Source organism: Zhihengliuella halotolerans (assembly GCF_004217565.1).
Taxonomy (GTDB): Bacteria; Actinomycetota; Actinomycetes; order Actinomycetales; family Micrococcaceae; genus Zhihengliuella; species Zhihengliuella halotolerans.
The window spans coordinates 3,205,260-3,220,981 of record NZ_SHLA01000001.1; the positions used below are offsets into that span (position 1 = coordinate 3,205,260).

18 protein-coding genes are annotated in these 15,722 nt (G+C 72.5%); 9 read left to right on the forward strand and 9 right to left on the reverse strand.

Annotated features, from left to right (window positions below):
• Positions 1 to 37 precede the first annotated feature (37 nt).
• Positions 38 to 688, reverse strand: coding sequence for an NAD(P)-dependent oxidoreductase (locus EV380_RS14745; protein ID WP_130451750.1), 651 nt, complete (start codon positions 686 to 688; stop codon positions 38 to 40).
• Positions 685 to 1,638, reverse strand: a complete 954-nt coding sequence (locus tag EV380_RS14750; RefSeq protein WP_130451751.1) for an EamA family transporter — start codon at positions 1,636 to 1,638, stop codon at positions 685 to 687. The genes EV380_RS14745 and EV380_RS14750 overlap by 4 nt, the downstream gene beginning before the upstream one ends.
• A 79-nt stretch (positions 1,639 to 1,717) precedes the next feature.
• Between EV380_RS14750 and EV380_RS14755 the strand changes: the two genes are divergently transcribed.
• The 6 genes from EV380_RS14755 (at position 1,718) to EV380_RS16680 (ending at position 6,746) form a co-directional block, all read left to right on the forward strand.
• Positions 1,718 to 2,608, forward strand: a complete 891-nt coding sequence (locus EV380_RS14755) for a LysR family transcriptional regulator (RefSeq protein ID WP_130451752.1) — start codon at positions 1,718 to 1,720, stop codon at positions 2,606 to 2,608.
• Positions 2,609 to 2,661: 53 nt separating this feature from the next.
• Complete coding sequence (gene chrA, locus EV380_RS14760; RefSeq protein ID WP_130451753.1) at positions 2,662 to 3,894, forward strand: chromate efflux transporter; 1,233 nt, start codon at positions 2,662 to 2,664, stop codon at positions 3,892 to 3,894.
• Positions 3,895 to 3,981: 87 nt separating this feature from the next.
• Entirely contained in the window at positions 3,982 to 4,665 is a 684-nt protein-coding gene (locus EV380_RS14765) for a DUF2306 domain-containing protein (RefSeq protein ID WP_130451754.1), read from the forward strand.
• A 5-nt stretch (positions 4,666 to 4,670) separates the two neighbouring features.
• Positions 4,671 to 5,807 carry a sensor histidine kinase gene (locus tag EV380_RS14770; RefSeq protein ID WP_207219444.1) on the forward strand — a complete coding sequence of 379 codons (1,137 nt, stop codon included), beginning with the start codon at positions 4,671 to 4,673 and terminating at the stop codon, positions 5,805 to 5,807.
• Positions 5,804 to 6,448 (forward strand): response regulator, encoded by a 645-nt coding sequence (locus tag EV380_RS14775; RefSeq protein ID WP_165391976.1) that lies wholly within the window; start codon positions 5,804 to 5,806, stop codon positions 6,446 to 6,448. Before EV380_RS14770 ends, EV380_RS14775 begins: the two co-directional genes overlap by 4 nt.
• A 124-nt stretch (positions 6,449 to 6,572) precedes the next feature.
• Positions 6,573 to 6,746 (forward strand): hypothetical protein, encoded by a 174-nt coding sequence (locus EV380_RS16680; protein ID WP_165391977.1) that lies wholly within the window; start codon positions 6,573 to 6,575, stop codon positions 6,744 to 6,746.
• 70 nt (positions 6,747 to 6,816) lie between these two features.
• Here the strand turns inward: EV380_RS16680 and EV380_RS14780 are convergent, their stop codons facing one another.
• The 5 genes from EV380_RS14780 to EV380_RS14800 all read right to left on the reverse strand — a co-directional run bounded on the left by EV380_RS14780 (position 6,817) and on the right by EV380_RS14800 (position 11,108).
• Positions 6,817 to 7,140, reverse strand: coding sequence for a hypothetical protein (locus tag EV380_RS14780; protein WP_130451756.1), 324 nt, complete (start codon positions 7,138 to 7,140; stop codon positions 6,817 to 6,819).
• Positions 7,141 to 7,146: 6 nt separating this feature from the next.
• Positions 7,147 to 7,950, reverse strand: coding sequence for an ABC transporter ATP-binding protein (locus tag EV380_RS14785; protein ID WP_130451757.1), 804 nt, complete (start codon positions 7,948 to 7,950; stop codon positions 7,147 to 7,149).
• The gene (locus EV380_RS14790; RefSeq protein ID WP_423219032.1) at positions 7,947 to 9,011 is read right to left on the reverse strand and encodes a FecCD family ABC transporter permease; all 1,065 of its coding nucleotides are present in this window, start codon (positions 9,009 to 9,011) and stop codon (positions 7,947 to 7,949) included. Before EV380_RS14790 ends, EV380_RS14785 begins: the two co-directional genes overlap by 4 nt.
• A gap of 16 nt (positions 9,012 to 9,027) precedes the next feature.
• Complete coding sequence (locus tag EV380_RS14795) at positions 9,028 to 10,083, reverse strand: ABC transporter substrate-binding protein (protein ID WP_130451758.1); 1,056 nt, start codon at positions 10,081 to 10,083, stop codon at positions 9,028 to 9,030.
• A 65-nt stretch (positions 10,084 to 10,148) separates the two neighbouring features.
• A complete protein-coding gene (locus tag EV380_RS14800; protein WP_130451759.1) occupies positions 10,149 to 11,108 on the reverse strand; it encodes an EamA family transporter in 960 nt (319 codons plus the stop codon).
• A 71-nt stretch (positions 11,109 to 11,179) separates the two neighbouring features.
• Between EV380_RS14800 and EV380_RS14805 the strand changes: the two genes are divergently transcribed.
• On the forward strand, positions 11,180 to 12,100 hold the full coding sequence (locus EV380_RS14805; RefSeq protein WP_130451760.1) for a LysR family transcriptional regulator: 921 nt from the start codon (positions 11,180 to 11,182) through the stop codon (positions 12,098 to 12,100).
• Here EV380_RS14805 and EV380_RS16685 read toward each other — a convergent pair.
• Positions 12,097 to 12,858, reverse strand: coding sequence for a DeoR/GlpR family DNA-binding transcription regulator (locus EV380_RS16685; RefSeq protein WP_165391978.1), 762 nt, complete (start codon positions 12,856 to 12,858; stop codon positions 12,097 to 12,099). The genes EV380_RS14805 and EV380_RS16685 overlap by 4 nt on opposite strands.
• A gap of 30 nt (positions 12,859 to 12,888) precedes the next feature.
• Between EV380_RS16685 and EV380_RS16690 the strand changes: the two genes are divergently transcribed.
• Together EV380_RS16690 and EV380_RS14820 are read left to right on the forward strand one after the other, a co-directional pair.
• The gene (locus EV380_RS16690; RefSeq protein WP_165391979.1) at positions 12,889 to 14,070 is read left to right on the forward strand and encodes an MFS transporter; all 1,182 of its coding nucleotides are present in this window, start codon (positions 12,889 to 12,891) and stop codon (positions 14,068 to 14,070) included.
• On the forward strand, positions 14,067 to 14,861 hold the full coding sequence (locus tag EV380_RS14820; RefSeq protein ID WP_130451762.1) for a class I SAM-dependent methyltransferase: 795 nt from the start codon (positions 14,067 to 14,069) through the stop codon (positions 14,859 to 14,861). Before EV380_RS16690 ends, EV380_RS14820 begins: the two co-directional genes overlap by 4 nt.
• 13 nt (positions 14,862 to 14,874) lie before the next feature.
• On the opposite strand, the gene EV380_RS14825 is transcribed toward EV380_RS14820, so the two are convergent.
• Entirely contained in the window at positions 14,875 to 15,660 is a 786-nt protein-coding gene (locus EV380_RS14825; RefSeq protein ID WP_165391980.1) for a GAP family protein, read from the reverse strand.
• Positions 15,661 to 15,722: the final 62 nt, after the last annotated feature.

The window sequence follows — 15,722 nt, forward strand, 5'->3', positions numbered from 1 at the left end:
AGGGGGGAGCTGCGGCTGATCGCCCGCGCGGGAGCCGTCACGCGGGCGTTTCCGCCGTCTCGGCGACCGTGAAGTGGGTGTCTGTGCCGGGTCGTTCGATCTCGTCGAGAGCGGCGACCGCGAGGTCCTCGACGCTGATGCGCGACGAGCCGTCCGGGGCCGTGAGCAGCGTGGTGGTGCCGCGCCGGTAGCGGCCCGTGCGGGTGCCCGGCTCCAGAACGGCCGGCGGGCTCAGGTAGGTCCAGCGCCCGTTGGGGTGCTCGGTGCACGCGCGCAGCTGATCGGTGCTCGCGTGTGCGACCGCGCGCCAGGCGGGCGGGACGCGGGCCGGGTCGTCGATCACCAGGAGGTCTGGGTTGTGCGGCGATCGCAGCGGCCCGGCCCCGCCGATCACGAGCACGGGCACGTCCGCTGCCGCGGCGGCGTCGAGAGCCGCGGTGGTTGCGCCGGCGATGCCCGCCTCCCGCCCAGCGGCGGCGCGGATCGAGAGGATGACGACGTCGGTGCCCAGCAGCGCCGCCTCCAGGCTCGCCTGCGCCGAGGTGTCGACGCGCGCGGAGGTGGCCCCGTCGTCGTGCCGGGGTTCGGGGTTGCGCGAGCCGGCCACGACGCGGTGACCGCGGGAGAGCGCCTCGGCGGTGAGGCGCGAGCCGACCATGCCCGTCGCGCCGATGATGGTGATGTTCACGAGGGGAGTCCTTTGATGCGGAAGTGGCCGGGGGTGAGCTGCCCCGCGGCGAGGGCCGCGAGTGCGAGGGCGAATCCCGCGAGCTGGACGGGGGAGAGGGCCTCGTCGGCGAAGACCGCGCCCAGGGCGGCGGCCACGAGGGGCGAGAGCAGCCCGAGCAGGGCGGTGGCGGTGACGGGCAGCCGGCGCAGCCCGCTGAACCAGAGTGTGTAGGCGATCAGCCCGCCGAAGAGCCCCAGCCAGAGGTAGCCGGCGGCGCCCTGGACCCCGATTCCGGTGGGGACGCCCTCGAGCAGCAGCGCGGGTGCCAGCAGGACCAGGCCACCGGCGGTGAGCTGCCAGCCGGCGAAGCCCACGGCGCTGACGCCGGCCGGCCGGCCCCACCGCTTGGTGAGGACGACGCCGACGCCCATCGAAGCGGCACCAGCGATGCCGGCGGCCACGCCGATCGGGTCGAGCGCCGCGCCCGGGCCGAGGACCACGAGGCCCACGCCGACGACGCCGACGATGCCCCACGCCAGCCGCCAGCGCGAGAGGCGTTCGGAGAGGACCAGTACGGCGAGGAACACGATCAGGATGGGCTGAGTCGCCCCCAGCGTGGCGGCGACGCCGCCCGGAAGTCGTTCGGCGGTCAGGAAGAGGAGAGGAAAGAACAAGCCGATGTTGAGCGTGCCCAGGACTGCGGCTTTCCACCACCAGTCGCCGACGGGCAGCTGGCGGGCGATCAGCAGCGCCACGATTCCCGCGGGCAGCGCGCGCATCAGCGCGGCGAAGAGCGGGTGTCCGGCGGGGAGAAGTTCCGTGGTGACGATGTAAGTGGTGCCCCAGACCGCAGGGGCCAGGGCGGTCAGGAGGGTCAGCCCGGTGCGCGATGCTCCGGGTGCCGCAGGCGCGGACTGCGGCGGCGAGGTGAGCGGCGAAGTCGGCGGGGGTGGTGTCGAAGTGGTCATGAGACCACTGTGTGGCCGACTCTATTCATGAGTCCAACACATAGTTGTCATTCTAGCGATCTATAGACATGATCAATCCATGGAACTTCAGCAGCTGCGTTACGTCCTCGCCGTCGCCGAGACCCGGAACTTCACCCGCGCCGCGGAGCGGTGCTTCGTGGTGCAGTCGGCACTGAGCCACCAGATCAAGGCACTCGAAGGCGAGCTCGGATTGCAGCTCTTCGCCCGGACCAGCCGGCGGGTCGAGCTCACGGAGGCCGGCGCTGCGTTCCTGCCGGCGGCACGGGCCGCGCTGGAGGCGGCCGAGCGGGCCGTCGCGGAGGCGTCCGCGGCGACCGGCCGACTGCGCGGCACGCTGAGGATCGGCGCGATCCCGACCGTCACGGCCCTGGACCTGCCGGCCGCGCTCGGGGCGTTCCGCGACGCGCATCCCGAAGTGCGGATCAGCCTGCGTGGGGGAGGCAGTGACGAGTTCATGGAGCAGATCGCGGCGGGCACCCTCGACGTCGCCGTTCTTGGGCTCTCGGAGTCCGTGCACCCGAACCGCGTCGACTCCCGGGTGCTGGCCCGGGAGCGACTGGTCGCCGTGTTGCCTGCCGGTCACCGTCTTGCGGCTCGCCGGCGGCTGCACCTGCGCGACCTGGCCGAGGAGGCCTTCGTCGACTTCCCCGCCGGGGCGCCGGGCCGTGTTCCGTCGGATGCGGCGTTCGCCAAGGCCGGCGTCGCCCGGGAGGTGGTCTTCGAAGCCGCCGGCGTCGAGCTGTTCCTCGGGCTGGTCAGGGAGCGGTTGGCCATCGCGCTGCTGTCTGACGCCGTGGTCGGGGACCGCAGCGGGCTGGTCACCATCCCTGTGGCGGACGGTCCGCTGCGCGTGCAGCACCTGGCGTGGAGCGAGTTCAACCCCAGCCCGGCAGCCCTCGCGTTCGTTGACGTCGCGCGGGGCCACGCCCTCGCCGAGACCGTCAGCTGAAGTTCACCCGACTGCAGTGGACGGCCCGTCCCGCGTCGGCGAAGATGAACCTGATGAGCGCAGACACCGCGGGCAGCACGCCCGGAGACGAGAGCCCCGGCACCGCACACCCCGGCACGGTCCGCGAGGTATTCGCCGCGTTCCTGAAACTGGGCTTGACCTCGTTCGGCGGCCCCGTTGCCCACCTCGGTTATTTTCGTGAGGCGTTCGTCGAGCGTCGCCGCTGGCTCTCCGACGCGGCCTACGCCGACCTCGTCGCGCTCTGCCAGTTCCTGCCCGGGCCCGCCTCCAGCCAGGTCGGCATGGCGCTCGGGCTGCAGCGGGCCGGGATTGGCGGGCTGATCGCCGCCTGGTTCGCGTTCACGATGCCCTCGGCGATCATCCTGATCGCCTTCGCGTTTGGGGTGGCGTCCTTCGGTGACGCCGCCGGCACCGGTTGGCTGCAGGGGCTCAAGGCCGCGGCCGTGGCCGTGGTCGCGCAGGCCGTGCTCGGCATGGCGAAAACCCTGACGCCCGACGCGCGGCGGGCCACCATCGCGGCGGCCGGCGCCGTCGTCGTACTACTCGTCCCGAGCCCGGCGGTGCAGGTCGCCGTGATCGCCGCGGGCGCCCTCGTAGGGCTCGCATGGCTGCGGCCCGGCCCGGTGGACGACGGCGGCGGGCTCGGCATCCGCGTCAGCCGGCGGGTCGGCGCGGGTGCCCTCGCGCTTTTCGCGGCGCTGCTCATCGGACTGCCCATCGCCGCGGCCGCGACCGGCGACGCCGCGCTCAGACTCGCCGACACGTTCTACCGCGCCGGCGCCCTCGTCTTCGGTGGCGGCCACGTGGTGCTGCCGCTGCTCGAAGCGGAGACGGTGCCGAACGGTCTCGTCGCGCACGATACGTTCCTCGCCGGATACGGCGCCGCCCAGGCCGTGCCCGGCCCGCTGTTCACGTTCGCGGGCTACCTCGGCGCCAGCACGACGACGGGGCCCGCCGGGCTGCTCGGCGCCGCGATCGCGCTGCTCGCCATCTTCCTGCCGGCCGCGCTGCTGGCCGTCGGGGCGCTGCCGTTCTGGGACCGGCTGCGCCGCGCGACGTCCGCCCGGTCCGCGCTGATGGGCGTCAATGCGGCCGTCGTCGGGATCCTCGCCGCCGCGCTGTACGACCCGGTGTTCACCCAGGGGGTGACCTCCACGGGGTCGCTGGCCGTGGCGATCGCCGTGTTCGTGGCTCAGCGGGCGTGGAACGTGCCGGCGTGGGCGGCGGTCATCGCCGCCGGCGTCGTCGGCTACTTCGTGCTGTAGCGGGGCGTCGACGCCAGGTCGGTTGGCGCCTCGATTTAGGCCACCTGGCCGATGTGCGGGGGGCGGGTGCCCGCGCAGGATGAGCGCATGGATACGAAACGACGTTCACTGCGCCGCGAACGGCTCCTCGCTGCGGCCCTCATTTTCCTCGCTCTCGTCCCCTCGCTGGCCGGCGCCGTGCGCCTCGGCGATGTCGTCTCCGGTGGCGAGGTCACCGCGGCGAATGCCCGCTTCCACGCGCTGCCGGTGCCCATCCTCCTGCACATCGTCGGGGCGCTGGCGTACTCGATCCTCGGCGCGTTCCAGTTCCTGCCCGCGCTGCGTGCCCGGCACCCGCGCTGGCATCGGCGGGTGGGGCGCTACGTTGTGGTTCCCGCCGGATTTCTGGTGTCCGCGACCGGCCTCTGGATGACGGCGGTGTACGAGATGCCGCCTGTCGACGGAGCGGCACTCGCTGCGGCGCGCTATGCGGTCGGTGTGCTCATGGGCGTTTTTCTTCTCCTCGGGATCGCCGCGATCGCCCGGAAGGACATCCCGGCCCACGGCGCGTGGATGATCCGCGCCTATGCCCTGGCGTTGGGTGCCGGAACGCAGGTCTTCACGTCAGCCCCCTTCCTTCTGATCTTCGGCGAACCCGGCGTCACGGCGCGGGCCGTGCAGATGATCGCCGGGTGGCTCATCAATGCAGCGGTCGCCGAGTGGGTCATCCGACGACGGCGGGCCGGAGCGGTCCGCCCGCGGCGGGCGGCGGAGGCGAGCCCGGTACGATGAGGCGCGTGCGAAGGTCTTGGGGCGGGTGGACCGGGCCCGCCGCCGACGGGGCGGAGGGCCCCGGGGTGCGCGACGTCGTCGTCGTCGCGGTGCTGGCGGCCGTTGTCCTGGGCGAGGCGCTGCTGCGGGACGATCTCGCGTGGCCGGCGCCCACGGCTCTTGTGACGCTCGCGGCTCTGGCCGTGCTGCCGTGGCGCCGCAGCCGTCCGCTGGCGGTCGTGTTCGTCTTCGTCGCGACGACCACAGGGTTCGCGGTGGTCCAGGCAGCCGCCGGTGTCGGGCGCGACGCGCTGGTGGCCATGTTCGCCCTGCTTGCCGTCCCGTATGCCCTCTTTCGCTGGGGGTCCGGCCGAGCCCGGATCGTCGGCGGCGCCGTGCTGGGGGCGGGTGCCCTGATCTCCGCGGCCGCCGGGCCGAACGGTGTCGCGGATGTGGTCACGGGGTTCGCGTTCTTCGGTGCCGCCTGCCTGGCCGGCGCCCTGCGGCGCGAGCGGGTCGCCGCGCACGCCCGGGAACTCGACGCCGCCCGGTCCCGGGAGCGCGAGGCCCTGGCCCGCGACCTGCACGACACCGTTGCCCACCACGTTTCCGTCATCGCCATTCGCGCGCAGGCGGCGGCCGCGCTCCCGCCGGACGCCGAGCGGAATGCCGAGTCTTTCGCCGTCATCGAGTTGCGGGCGCGCACTGTGCTGGCCGAGATGCGATCCCTCGTGCGCGCGCTCCGTGCACCGAGCCCGTACGCGCCGTCCGCCGGCGTCAGCGACATCCGCGGGCTGGCAGATCCCGGGCCGCCCGCTGTGCACGTGCGCGTGGACGGCCCCGTGGACGACATCGATGGCGTGCTCGCCTCGACGCTGCACCGCATCGCCCAGGAGGGCGTGACGAACGCCCGCCGCCACGCCCGCGGCGTCTCCGCGATTGAAGTTCGCGTCAGCGTCGACGCGGCGGCGGCGCGCGTTGAGGTGCACGACGACGGCGCCCGTCCGGCCGCGCCGGCCGACGGTCCCGCGCGGGTCGGCGGGCTGGGTCTGATCGGCGTTGCGGAGCGCGCCGCCCTCCTCGGTGGGGAGGCGGCCGCGGGCCCCGACGACGCCGGCGGCTGGACGGTGCGTGCTTCACTGCCGCTGCGGGAGCGACCGTGATCCGGGTCCTCGTCGCCGACGACCAGGAGGCCGTGCGTACGGGCCTGCGTATGCTGCTCGCCGCCCAACCGGGCATCGCCGTCGCAGCCGAAGCGGGAGACGGGGCCGAAGCAGTGCGGCTCGCCCGCCGGCTGCGCCCCGACGTGGTGCTGATGGACGTCCGGATGCCGCGCCTGGACGGCATCGAGGCTACCCGGCTCCTCGCCGGCGCCGATGTCGCGGACCCCCTCGCCGTCGTCGTCATCACGACCTTTGACCTGGACGAGTACGTGTATGGGGCCCTGCGGGCCGGCGCGCGCGGCTTCCTCCTCAAGGATGCGGGCGCCCGGCTCCTGGCGGAGGCCGTCCGGGCCGCCGCGGCTGGCGACGCGCTCGTGTCTCCGCAGATTACGGTGCGCCTGCTTGAGGAGTTCGCGCGGCCGCGGCGCCGGTCTCGGGCGCCGCGGGAGGCACTGACGGCCCGCGAGGAGGACGTGCTAGTCCTGCTTGCGGCGGGCCTGACGAACAACGAGATCGGCGAACGGCTGCATCTGGCGCTCGGCACCGTGAAGACCCACGTCGCGGCGATCCTTGCCAAGATCGGCGTGCGGAACCGCGTGGAGGCTGCGATGTGGGCCGTCGAATCGGGACGTCGAGGCTAGACGGACTGGAACCGTGGCCACTGAATCCGAATTGGACCTTCTCCAGGGGGCCAATCTGCTGGATCGTTGATTCTCGACAGCATTCGCCGGGCCGCGGGTCGGCCCCGGACTTCGGGAGCACCTCATGGAACTGATCGTCCTGACCGTCATCGCCGCGATGCTCGGCCTGCTCTTCTACCTGGTCGGCCGCTTCGGGGCGGCGGGCGCCGGCGCGAACGACCACGTGCCGGCGATCATCGGGCGCGGCTGGCGGATGCTCGCAGCCTGCGGTCGCACCCCGCAGATCCCCGGCCGGTAGGGGCGGGCGTCGGGAGATCAGTCGAGAACGGGCGCTGGAATGCTGAGGCGGGCAGTGCTGCAGAACAGGGCTAGAGAACTGGGTCCGGGCGGCGGGTGAGGACTTTGAATTCGGGTGCGCCGGCGCCGGGCGCCATCAGCTCCAGTTCCCATACGCGCGCCGGAATCTCGGTCCCGGCGGCCGTGCGGTACGACTCCACGGAGAGCATCCAGGCCGGTGTCCCCTCCGCCCGGCGCAGCTCGGCCCCGGCATCGGAGAAGTCGGCGAAGACCACGCGCACATCGGCCGGGTCCGCGAAATGAGCGGTGCCCGGCGCCCGCAGCCTGGCCCCGCGGAACAGATGGCTGTGCGAGGCGTGCAGCAGGACGCCATCCACGTTCGTCGTCTGTCCCATCGCCGGCTACCCCTGCAGAGCGGGCGCGGGGCAGCGGCTGGAGAGCACGGCGGGCTCGAAGGAGATGACCACCCGGCCGCGGGCGTCGTCGTACGCGACCTCCGCGTCCACCTCGTAGACGTCGCGGATCAGCTCGGGCGTGAGCACCTCGCGCGGCGTGCCCGCGGCGACGACCGATCCGCCGTGCAGCACCACCAGGTGGTCGCAGAACATCGCGGCCAGGTTGAGGTCGTGCATCGCGACGACCGTGGTCATCGGCAGCCGGGTGACGAGCGTGAGCAGCTCGAGCTGGTGCCGGATGTCCAGGTGGTTGGTCGGCTCGTCGAGCAGCAGCTCGCGCGGTTCCTGCGCCAGCGCGCGCGCGATCTGCGCCCGCTGCCGCTCGCCGCCGGAGAGCGTGTGCCAGAGCCGGTCGGCCTTGTCGCTCAGGCCGGTCTGCTCGAGGGCGCGCACGACGGCGGCGCGGTCGGCGACCGCGTCCCCACCCCACGTGCCGCGGTGCGGGATGCGGCCGAGGCGGACGACGTCCTCGACGAGGATGTCCATGTCGGTCTGCGCGTGCTGGCTGACGACCGCAACCGTGCGCGCGATGTTCCGGCGCGGGATCGAGGAGAGGGGCTCGCCGTCCAGTTCGATCGCGCCCGCGGAGGGCTTGGTGACGCCCTGCATGAGGCGCAGGAGCGAGGACTTGCCCGAGCCGTTGGGCCCGAGCAGGCCGACGGTGGCCCCCTGTTCGGGGCGGAGGGTGACGCCGTCGACGATGAGCGCGCCCTCGCGCGCCCAGCTGACGTTCTCGGCGGTGAGGCTCATGCGGCCCTCCTGCGTCGGGCGAGCAGCGCGATGAAGACCGGGACGCCGATCAGTGCGGTGCCGACGCCCACGGGCAGCGGGGTGGGTGCGAAGACGACGCGGGAGCCGGCGTCGACCCAGACCATGAAGATCGCGCCGAGGACCGCCGTCGCCGGGACCACGCGGGTGTGCCGCGAGCCGAAGAGCAGGCGCGCGGCGTGGGGCAGCACGAGGCCGACGAAGCCGATCGCGCCGGCCACGCTCACGAGGGTGGCCGTGATGAGCGCGGTCATGAGCAGCAGCAGCAGGCGCACGCGGCGCACGTTCAGCCCGAGCGAGGAGGCGACCTCGTCGCCGAACGCGAACGCGTCGAGAGCGTGCGCGTAGCGCAGGCAGATCAGCGTGCCCGCGGCGACGACGGCCAGGCACAGGCCGACGTCGTGCCAGCGCACGCCCTCGAGCGAGCCGAGCAGCCAGAACATGACGCCGCGGGTCTCGTCGGAATCGGCGAACGCGAAGATGATGAGCGAGGTCAGGGCCGCGAAAAGCTGGGTGCTGGCGACGCCGGCGAGGACCACGCGGTCGTTGCCGCCGCCGGACAACCGGGCCAGCCCCAGCACGAGCGCGAAGGCGACGATGGCGCCGATGAACGCGCCGCCCGAGAGCCCCAGGCCCGCGCCGCCGAGGCCGAGCACGCCGATCGCGACGGCGCCCGTCGAGGCGCCGGAGGATACGCCGAGCACGTACGGGTCGGCCAGCGGGTTGCGCAGCAGCGACTGCATGATCGCCCCGCACAGGCCGAGCCCGGCGCCGCACGCCGCGGCGACGAGGGCGCGCGGCAGCCGCTCCTGCCAGACGATCGCGTCTTCGGTCAGGCGGACCGGGATCTGGGCGTTGGCCAGGTGGTTGAGGACCACGTCGCGGACGTTCACGAGGGAGACGTCGGCGGGGCCGAGCGTGATGGCCACCCCCACCGAGAGCACCAGGAGGAACAACCCGGCGAGCGTGAGGGCGGTCGCGGCGAGGATCGAGCGCGCACGACGACGGCCGCCCGCCGCCGGCGCGGCGGGCGCCACGCGCACGCTGGTCGTGATGGTGCTAGTCAGCGTCCTTTTCCTTCCAGAAGTCGCCGATCTTCTCGAGCCCGTCGACGAGGCGGATCGAGGGGTTCATCTCGGCGCCGTGCAGCGAGATGTAGCGCTCGTTCTTCACGGCGTCGAGGTTCTTGGTCAGCGGGTCCGACTCGAGGAACTCGATTTTGTCTTCCAGAAGGTCGCCCGGGAAGCGGTTGCGCTGCAGGTCGCCGAGGACGAGCACTTCCGGGTCCCGATCGACAACGGTCTCCCAGCCGGCGGCCGTCCAGTCGTCGGGGATGTCGTCGAAGACGTTCTCCATGCCCGACATCTCGGCGAGCAGCCCCGGCGAGCCGAAGGAGCCGGCGAAGTACGGGGTGGTCGTGTCGGCGAACCAGAAGGCCACGGTGGCGCCGTCGGCGTCCGCACCGTCGAGCGCTGCCGCGGTGCGCTCCTCGAGGTCGGCGACGAGCGCCTCACCGCGGGAGGGCACGTCGAAGACGGCCGCGAGCTCGCGGATCTCGGTGTAGAGCGAATCGATCTCGAGGAGCTTGGTGCGGGTGCCGCCGCCGTTGATCGTCGTCGATCCCTCGCAGTCCGTCGGGGAGAGGTAGGTTTCGATGGCGGTCTCCGCGAAGCGATCGCGGGTCGCGATGCCGCCTTCCTCGTTGAAGTGACGGCCGAAGGAGGCGGTGATGAAGTCGGGGTCCGCGTCGAGGACGACTTCGTAGCTCGGAGCATTGTCGGACAGGCGCGGAACCGACTCGTCGACGTCCTCGAATTCCGCCAGGATCGGATCCGTCCACGACGCCGTGCCGGCGATGCGGTCCTGGAGCCCGAGCGAGTAGAGGATCTCGGTGGAGTTCTGGTCGAGGGAGACGACGCGCTCCGGCGGGGCCTCCACCGTGACCTCGACGCCGCAGTTGTCGAGCACGAGGGGGTACTCGGTGGCCCCCTCGCCGCCTTCCGCTGCGGAGCCGGAGGCCGACGAATCAGGCACGGGCTCGGACGCGCCGCATCCGGTGACGGTCAGGGCCAGGGTCGCCGCGACGGCGGCCCAGGCGGCAGAACGAATCTTCATCAACTACTCCCGTGGTTCTCGGCGGCGGACAGAGGCGCCGCACCGGGGAGTCAGTTTAGCCTGACCTAAGTTGATTTGGTCAACGAATCGTCATGAATCCCGGCGGGTGTTCGTGGAGGCGGACCGGCGGCCGGTGGGGCGGATCGGCGCTGAGGCAGGCGTGGTCGGCGGGCTGCGCCGATCAGCACCCCGGAGACGATCATCACACCGCCGGCCAATTCGCCGGCGCTGGGCCGCTCCCCCAGGGCGAGCCATGCTGCGCTCATCCCGAAGACGGGCACGAGCAGGGTGAAGGGCGCGACGACTCCGGCCGGGTGGCGAGACATGAGCCAGGTGAAGACGCCCGAGCCGAGGATCGTCCCGATCGCCACCGTGTAGGCCAGGCCGGCCAGTGCCGCAAGTCCCGCCGCGCTGCCGAGTCCGGTGAAGGACGCGGCGATAGCGGTCGGTCCCTCGAAGTGCAGGGACAACGCGAGCATCGGCAGCGGCGGGACCACGGACATCCACAATGTCAGGTGCAACGGGTTCGAGGGGCGGGCGCGGCGGTTGCAGATGTTGCCGAGCGCCCAGCCGAACGCGCCGGCCAGTGTCAGGAGGAACGGCAGCAGGCTGGCGGACTCCCAGCGCTGCCAGCCGACGACTGTGAGGCCGCCGACGGCGATCGTGATGCCGGCGATGCCGAGCGGGCCGATCCGCTCGCGGAGGAAGAGGGCGCCGAGCAGGACGGTGAACGGCGCTGAGGCCTGCAGCACGAGCGAGGCCAGTCCGGCGGGCATCCCGATGGACATCCCCCAGTAGAGGAACAGGAACTGGAGGGTGCCGAAGCCGAGGCCGTAGCCGAGCAGCCATCGGACCGGGACGTCGGGGCGCGGGACCAGCAGGATCGTCGGCACCGCGAGCAGCGCGAAGCGCAGCGCGACGAGGAAGAGGGGCGGGAAGACCTGGAGGGACGCGTCGATGGCGATGAAATTCAGGCCCCACATGAGGGCGACGGAGACGGCGAGCAGGCGGTGGCGTGGCGGCATGCACCCATCTTCGCGAGTGCTTCCCTTTAGGACAATCGACAATTCTCGAATCTATTGTGTAGGTTGCCTTCATGGAATTTCGCCACCTCGAGCTGCTGCGCGAATTCGCCGACCGCGGCAGTGTCACCGCCGTCGCCGAAGCCACCTATCGGACGCCCTCGGCCGTCTCCCAGCAGCTCAAGACCGCGCAGCGCGAGGCCGGCATGGCGCTCGTCGAGCCTCACGGCCGCGGGCTCCGGCTGACGGAGGCGGGCCGCCTCCTAGCTGCAGGAGGGGCCGACGTCGCGGCCGCTCTGGCCCGGGTGGAGGCGAGGTGGGACGCGTTCCGGGGCGAGCCGGCCGGCGTCGTCCGCATCGCCTCGCTGCCGAGCGCGGCGACGTTCCTGATGCCCCCGGTACTGGCCGCGCTGGCCGGGAGCGGGATCGAGGTGGCCGTCAGCGACTACGACGTCGCTGAGGCCGAATACGCGGACCTCACCGCTGACAACGACATCGTCGTCGCGCACAGCCTGACGAGCGCCCGGCCCGCCGGGACGCGCAGTGAGGCTGTGGTGCCGCTCGCCCGCGAGCCCCTCGACGTCGCGATGAGCTCCGCGCACCCGCTTGCCGCGCGCGGGCACGTCACCGCCACCGAGGCAGCCGGGTGCGCGTGGATCGGCGTTCCGGTCGGCTACCCCTTCGACACCGTGCTCCAATCGCTCAGCGCCGTGACCAGCGTCGAGCTGGATGTGCGGCAGCGGATCCGCGACAACCGGCTCATCGAGGCGCTCGTGGCCGAGAGCTCTCTGGTGGCGATCCTCCCGAGGTTCACGACGCCCTCGGGCGGAGGGCTCGTGCTGCGCGAATTGCGCGGCGTGCCGTCCCTGCGCCACGTCTGCGCGGTCATGCGTCCGGACCGCGCCGAGCGGCTCGCGGTCCGACGGGTCGTGGCGGCCCTGCGGGCTGCCGGTGCCGCCGCGGAGGAGAGGGGCGTCCCTGAGCGCAGGTGCTAGGGTCCCGTCTCCACGAGTTCGACGCCGGCTGCGGCCAGCCACGCGCGGGCCTCGGCCGGGGCGCGGCTCGTGATCACCGTGTCGACGGCGCCCGACGCGCACACGGCGAAGGTGGCTGTCATGCCGAACTTCTCCGGCGTCGTCACCGCGATCACGCGGCGAGCTGAGACCAGCGCCGCCTTCTTGAAGTCGGCGTCCTGCATGGTGGAGGCCGTGAGTCCCGGGTCCTCGTCCCACGCGCACACGCCGAGGATGGCGACGTCGGCCCGGAAGTCCAGCACGTCGCGTGCCGCGCGGTGGCCCGTCCACGAGAGCTCGTCGCCGTTGAGCTCCCCGCCCGGAGTCACGATGCGGGTGCCGGGCCGCTCGCCCAGGGCGGCAGCCCCGTGGATCGAGAGAGCCATGGCCGTTACCTCGCGGCCCGCGAGAGCGCGGGCGACGGCCGTGCAGGTCGTGCCGTCGTCGACGATGACGCTCGACTCGTCCGCGACGAGGTTCGCGGCGGCCGCCCCGATCCGCTGCTTGAGTCCCGTGTTCGTCTCGAGCCGCAGGGAATAAGGCAGGCGCGTCCCCCTCGCTGGCAGTGCGACGGCCCCGCCGTGGGTGCGGCGCAGCACGCCCTGCAGCGCGAGCTCGTCCAGGTCGCGCCGCAACGTCATGGCCGAGGCGCCGGTGGCGCGGGTGAGGTCCGCGATGCGCGCCTCGCTCGAGCCGCGCACGGCGTTGATGATCGTTTTATGCCGAATCGCACGTTGCATGTGTTCGATTTCATCGCAAGACTGCTGCTTATGCAATCCTCGCCCTCGCTGCGCCGCGCCCGCGCCTCCGCCATGCTGGCCTTCGCCACCAACGGCGCCCTGCCCGCGACACTGCTGGCCCGCTACGCGGAGGTCCAGGAGCTGCTCGGAGTCGGTGCCGGTCTCTTCGGCCTGCTCGTCGTCGGCGCGACCCTCGGCGGGGCCGGTGCTTTCAACCTGCCCGGCGTCGTCCTGCGCCGCTTCGGGATGCGCAACACCACGACGGTCGGCACCGCGTGGGTGGCGACCGCCGTTTTTCTGGCGACCGTCGGCATCGTGACGGGCCAGCCGTGGCTCTTCTTCCTCTGCCTGGTCCTCGCCGGTGCCGGGGACGCGTGCGTGGACGTCGGGCAGAACGCCCAGGGGCTGAAGGTCCAGCAGGCGTACGGCCGCTCCCTGCTGAACTTCATGCACGCCGGCTGGAGCATCGGAGCGGCAGTCGGCGGCGTCGTCGGCACGATCATGGCGATGACCGGCGTGCCGCTGCTGGCGCACCTCGGCCTCTGGGGCGCGGTCTGCATCGGATCCATGTGGTGGGCCTCCCGCGGGTTCCTGACAGACGGTGCGGTTGCCGCCGACGACGCACCGGCCGAGTCCCTGCGCGGGCGCCATGTGATGAAGGTGCTGATCCCGCTGGCCCTCGTCGCGCTCGCCGGCATCAGTGTTGAGGAGATCGGCAACAACTGGTCCGCGATCCTGCTCGCCACCGAGCGCGGAGTCCCGCTCGAATCGGCCGGCATCGGGCTGAGCGTCCTGCTCGGCGCGCAGTTCGTCGGCCGCCTGCTCGGCGACCGCTTCATCGACGCTCTCGGCTCGCACCGCGCCCTGCTGATCAGCCTCGCGACCGTCGCGGCCGGTCTGCTCGCCGCGGCGTGGGCGCCGAACGCCGCGACGACCCTGATCGGACTCGCGCTCGCGGGCCTGGGCTGCGCGGTGACCGTGCCGGTGGCCTTCGCCGAGGCCGACGCCGTGCCCGGGCTGCCGCCGCACGCGGGCGTGACCTGGATCAGTTGGGCGATGCGGGCCGCGACGATCACGCTCGCGCCGACCATCGGCGGCGTGACGGCCCTGGCGTCGCTGCCCGTCGCGCTGACCGCGGTGACCGGCATCGCCGTCGTCGCACTGGTGCTGCAGTTCGGCAAGCGGCCCCGTCGAGGAGTGGAGAACGCGTGAGGACTTTCGAAGAGAAGGTGGCCGCGGCGGCCGCCGCCGACGTGACCGGCTGGGGGTTCGGTTTCCTCGACGGCCGCGCCACGGAGGAGCGCCCGCCGTGGGGGTACGTGCGGCGGCTGGCCGATGCGCTCTCAAGTGCCGACGCGGCGCTCGATCTCGACACGGGAGGCGGGGAGGTGCTCGCTGAGGCGCTCGACCTGTCCGCCCGGCGCCCGGTCCGCGCCGCGGCCACCGAGGGGTGGGAGCCGAACCTGGTGCGGGCGCGCGAGCGGCTCCATCCCCTCGGCGTGGAGGTCATGGCAGCGGGCCCGGGGGCGCCCCTGCCGTTCGCCGCGGGGTCCTTCGATCTCGTCACGAGCCGGCACCCGGTGGCGCCGGACTGGGCGGAGATCGCGCGCGTGCTGAGGCCCGGCGGCGGCTATCTGGCCCAGCATGTTGGTCCGGCTTCGGCATTCGAGCTCGTCGAATACTTCCTCGGGCCGCAGCCTGAAGCGCGCAAGGGACGGGACCCCGAACGCGAAGCGGAGCAGGCCCGGGGCTCCGGGCTGGACGTGGACGAGCTGCTCACGGCGCGCTGCCGGATGGAGTTCTTCGATATCGGGGCCGTGGTTTGGATCCTGCGCAAGTGCCCGTGGTGGGTCCCCGACTTCACCCCCGCGCGGTACGAGGCGAAGCTGCGCCAGCTCGACGCGCAGCTGCGCAGCGAGCCCTTCGTCGCCCACTCGACGCGGCACCTGATTCGGGCGACACGCGTCGGCCCCGCCGAGCGTCGCGGACGGGCAGCGCGCTGACGCCGCCAGCGCGCTATGTCAGGCCCAGGCCACCGAGGGCGTTGAGACCCAGCAGCAACCCGAGGATCCCCACGACCCATCCGATAGTCGCCCCGGCGTGCCGGCTCAACCAGACCTCGAGACGCCGCAGCGGAGCGTCGACGAGCCGGTGCGCCACGAGTCGACCCGTCAGGACTAGGCACGCTGGCACCAGCATGACCGCACAGTAGAACAGGATCAGCGCCGAGCTGCCCGGCCAGGCCGGCCCGGTGCCGGCGACCAGACCGATGCCCGCCAGATAGGGCAGAAGGGTCGGCAGTTCGAGGCCCACCGCGACGACGGCCAGCCCCATGAGCGCGCCGAAGCCCCCGGCGCCGGATCCGACGGCCCGCTCCCGAAATCGGTTCATCCGTCCCGCGGTTCCGCGCCGTTCCTCACGCTGACGCTTGGCCGCCTTGCCAGCCTCCGTCATCGGGTCGATCCGGAAGCTGTAGGCGAGCAGACCCGCACCCGCCGCCAGCTGCGCGAGCAGGAACGGGGAGGATTGGCGGGCCCCCTCGAGCCACTGCACGACGCCGTCGCCGACGAACGTCAGCGCACCGAGCAGGGCGATGCCGATGGCCGCGTAGGCACCGCCGACGACCGCGAGGTAGGCGAGGATCCGGCCGCCGCGCAGTCGACCTGGTGCCAGAGTCAGCCAGAGCGGGATGAGCAGCGTGCCGAAGCTCGTGGAGTCCAGCAGGGCCAGCAGGGCGAGCACGCCTAGTAGCGGCGCATCGGAATCGCCGCCGGAGAGAAAAGTCAGGTCGACACCGGTCATGCCTGCATTCTCGCGCCAGGTTGTTCGCGGGCGCATCGGCCCGAAGAGGGAGGTGGACGACG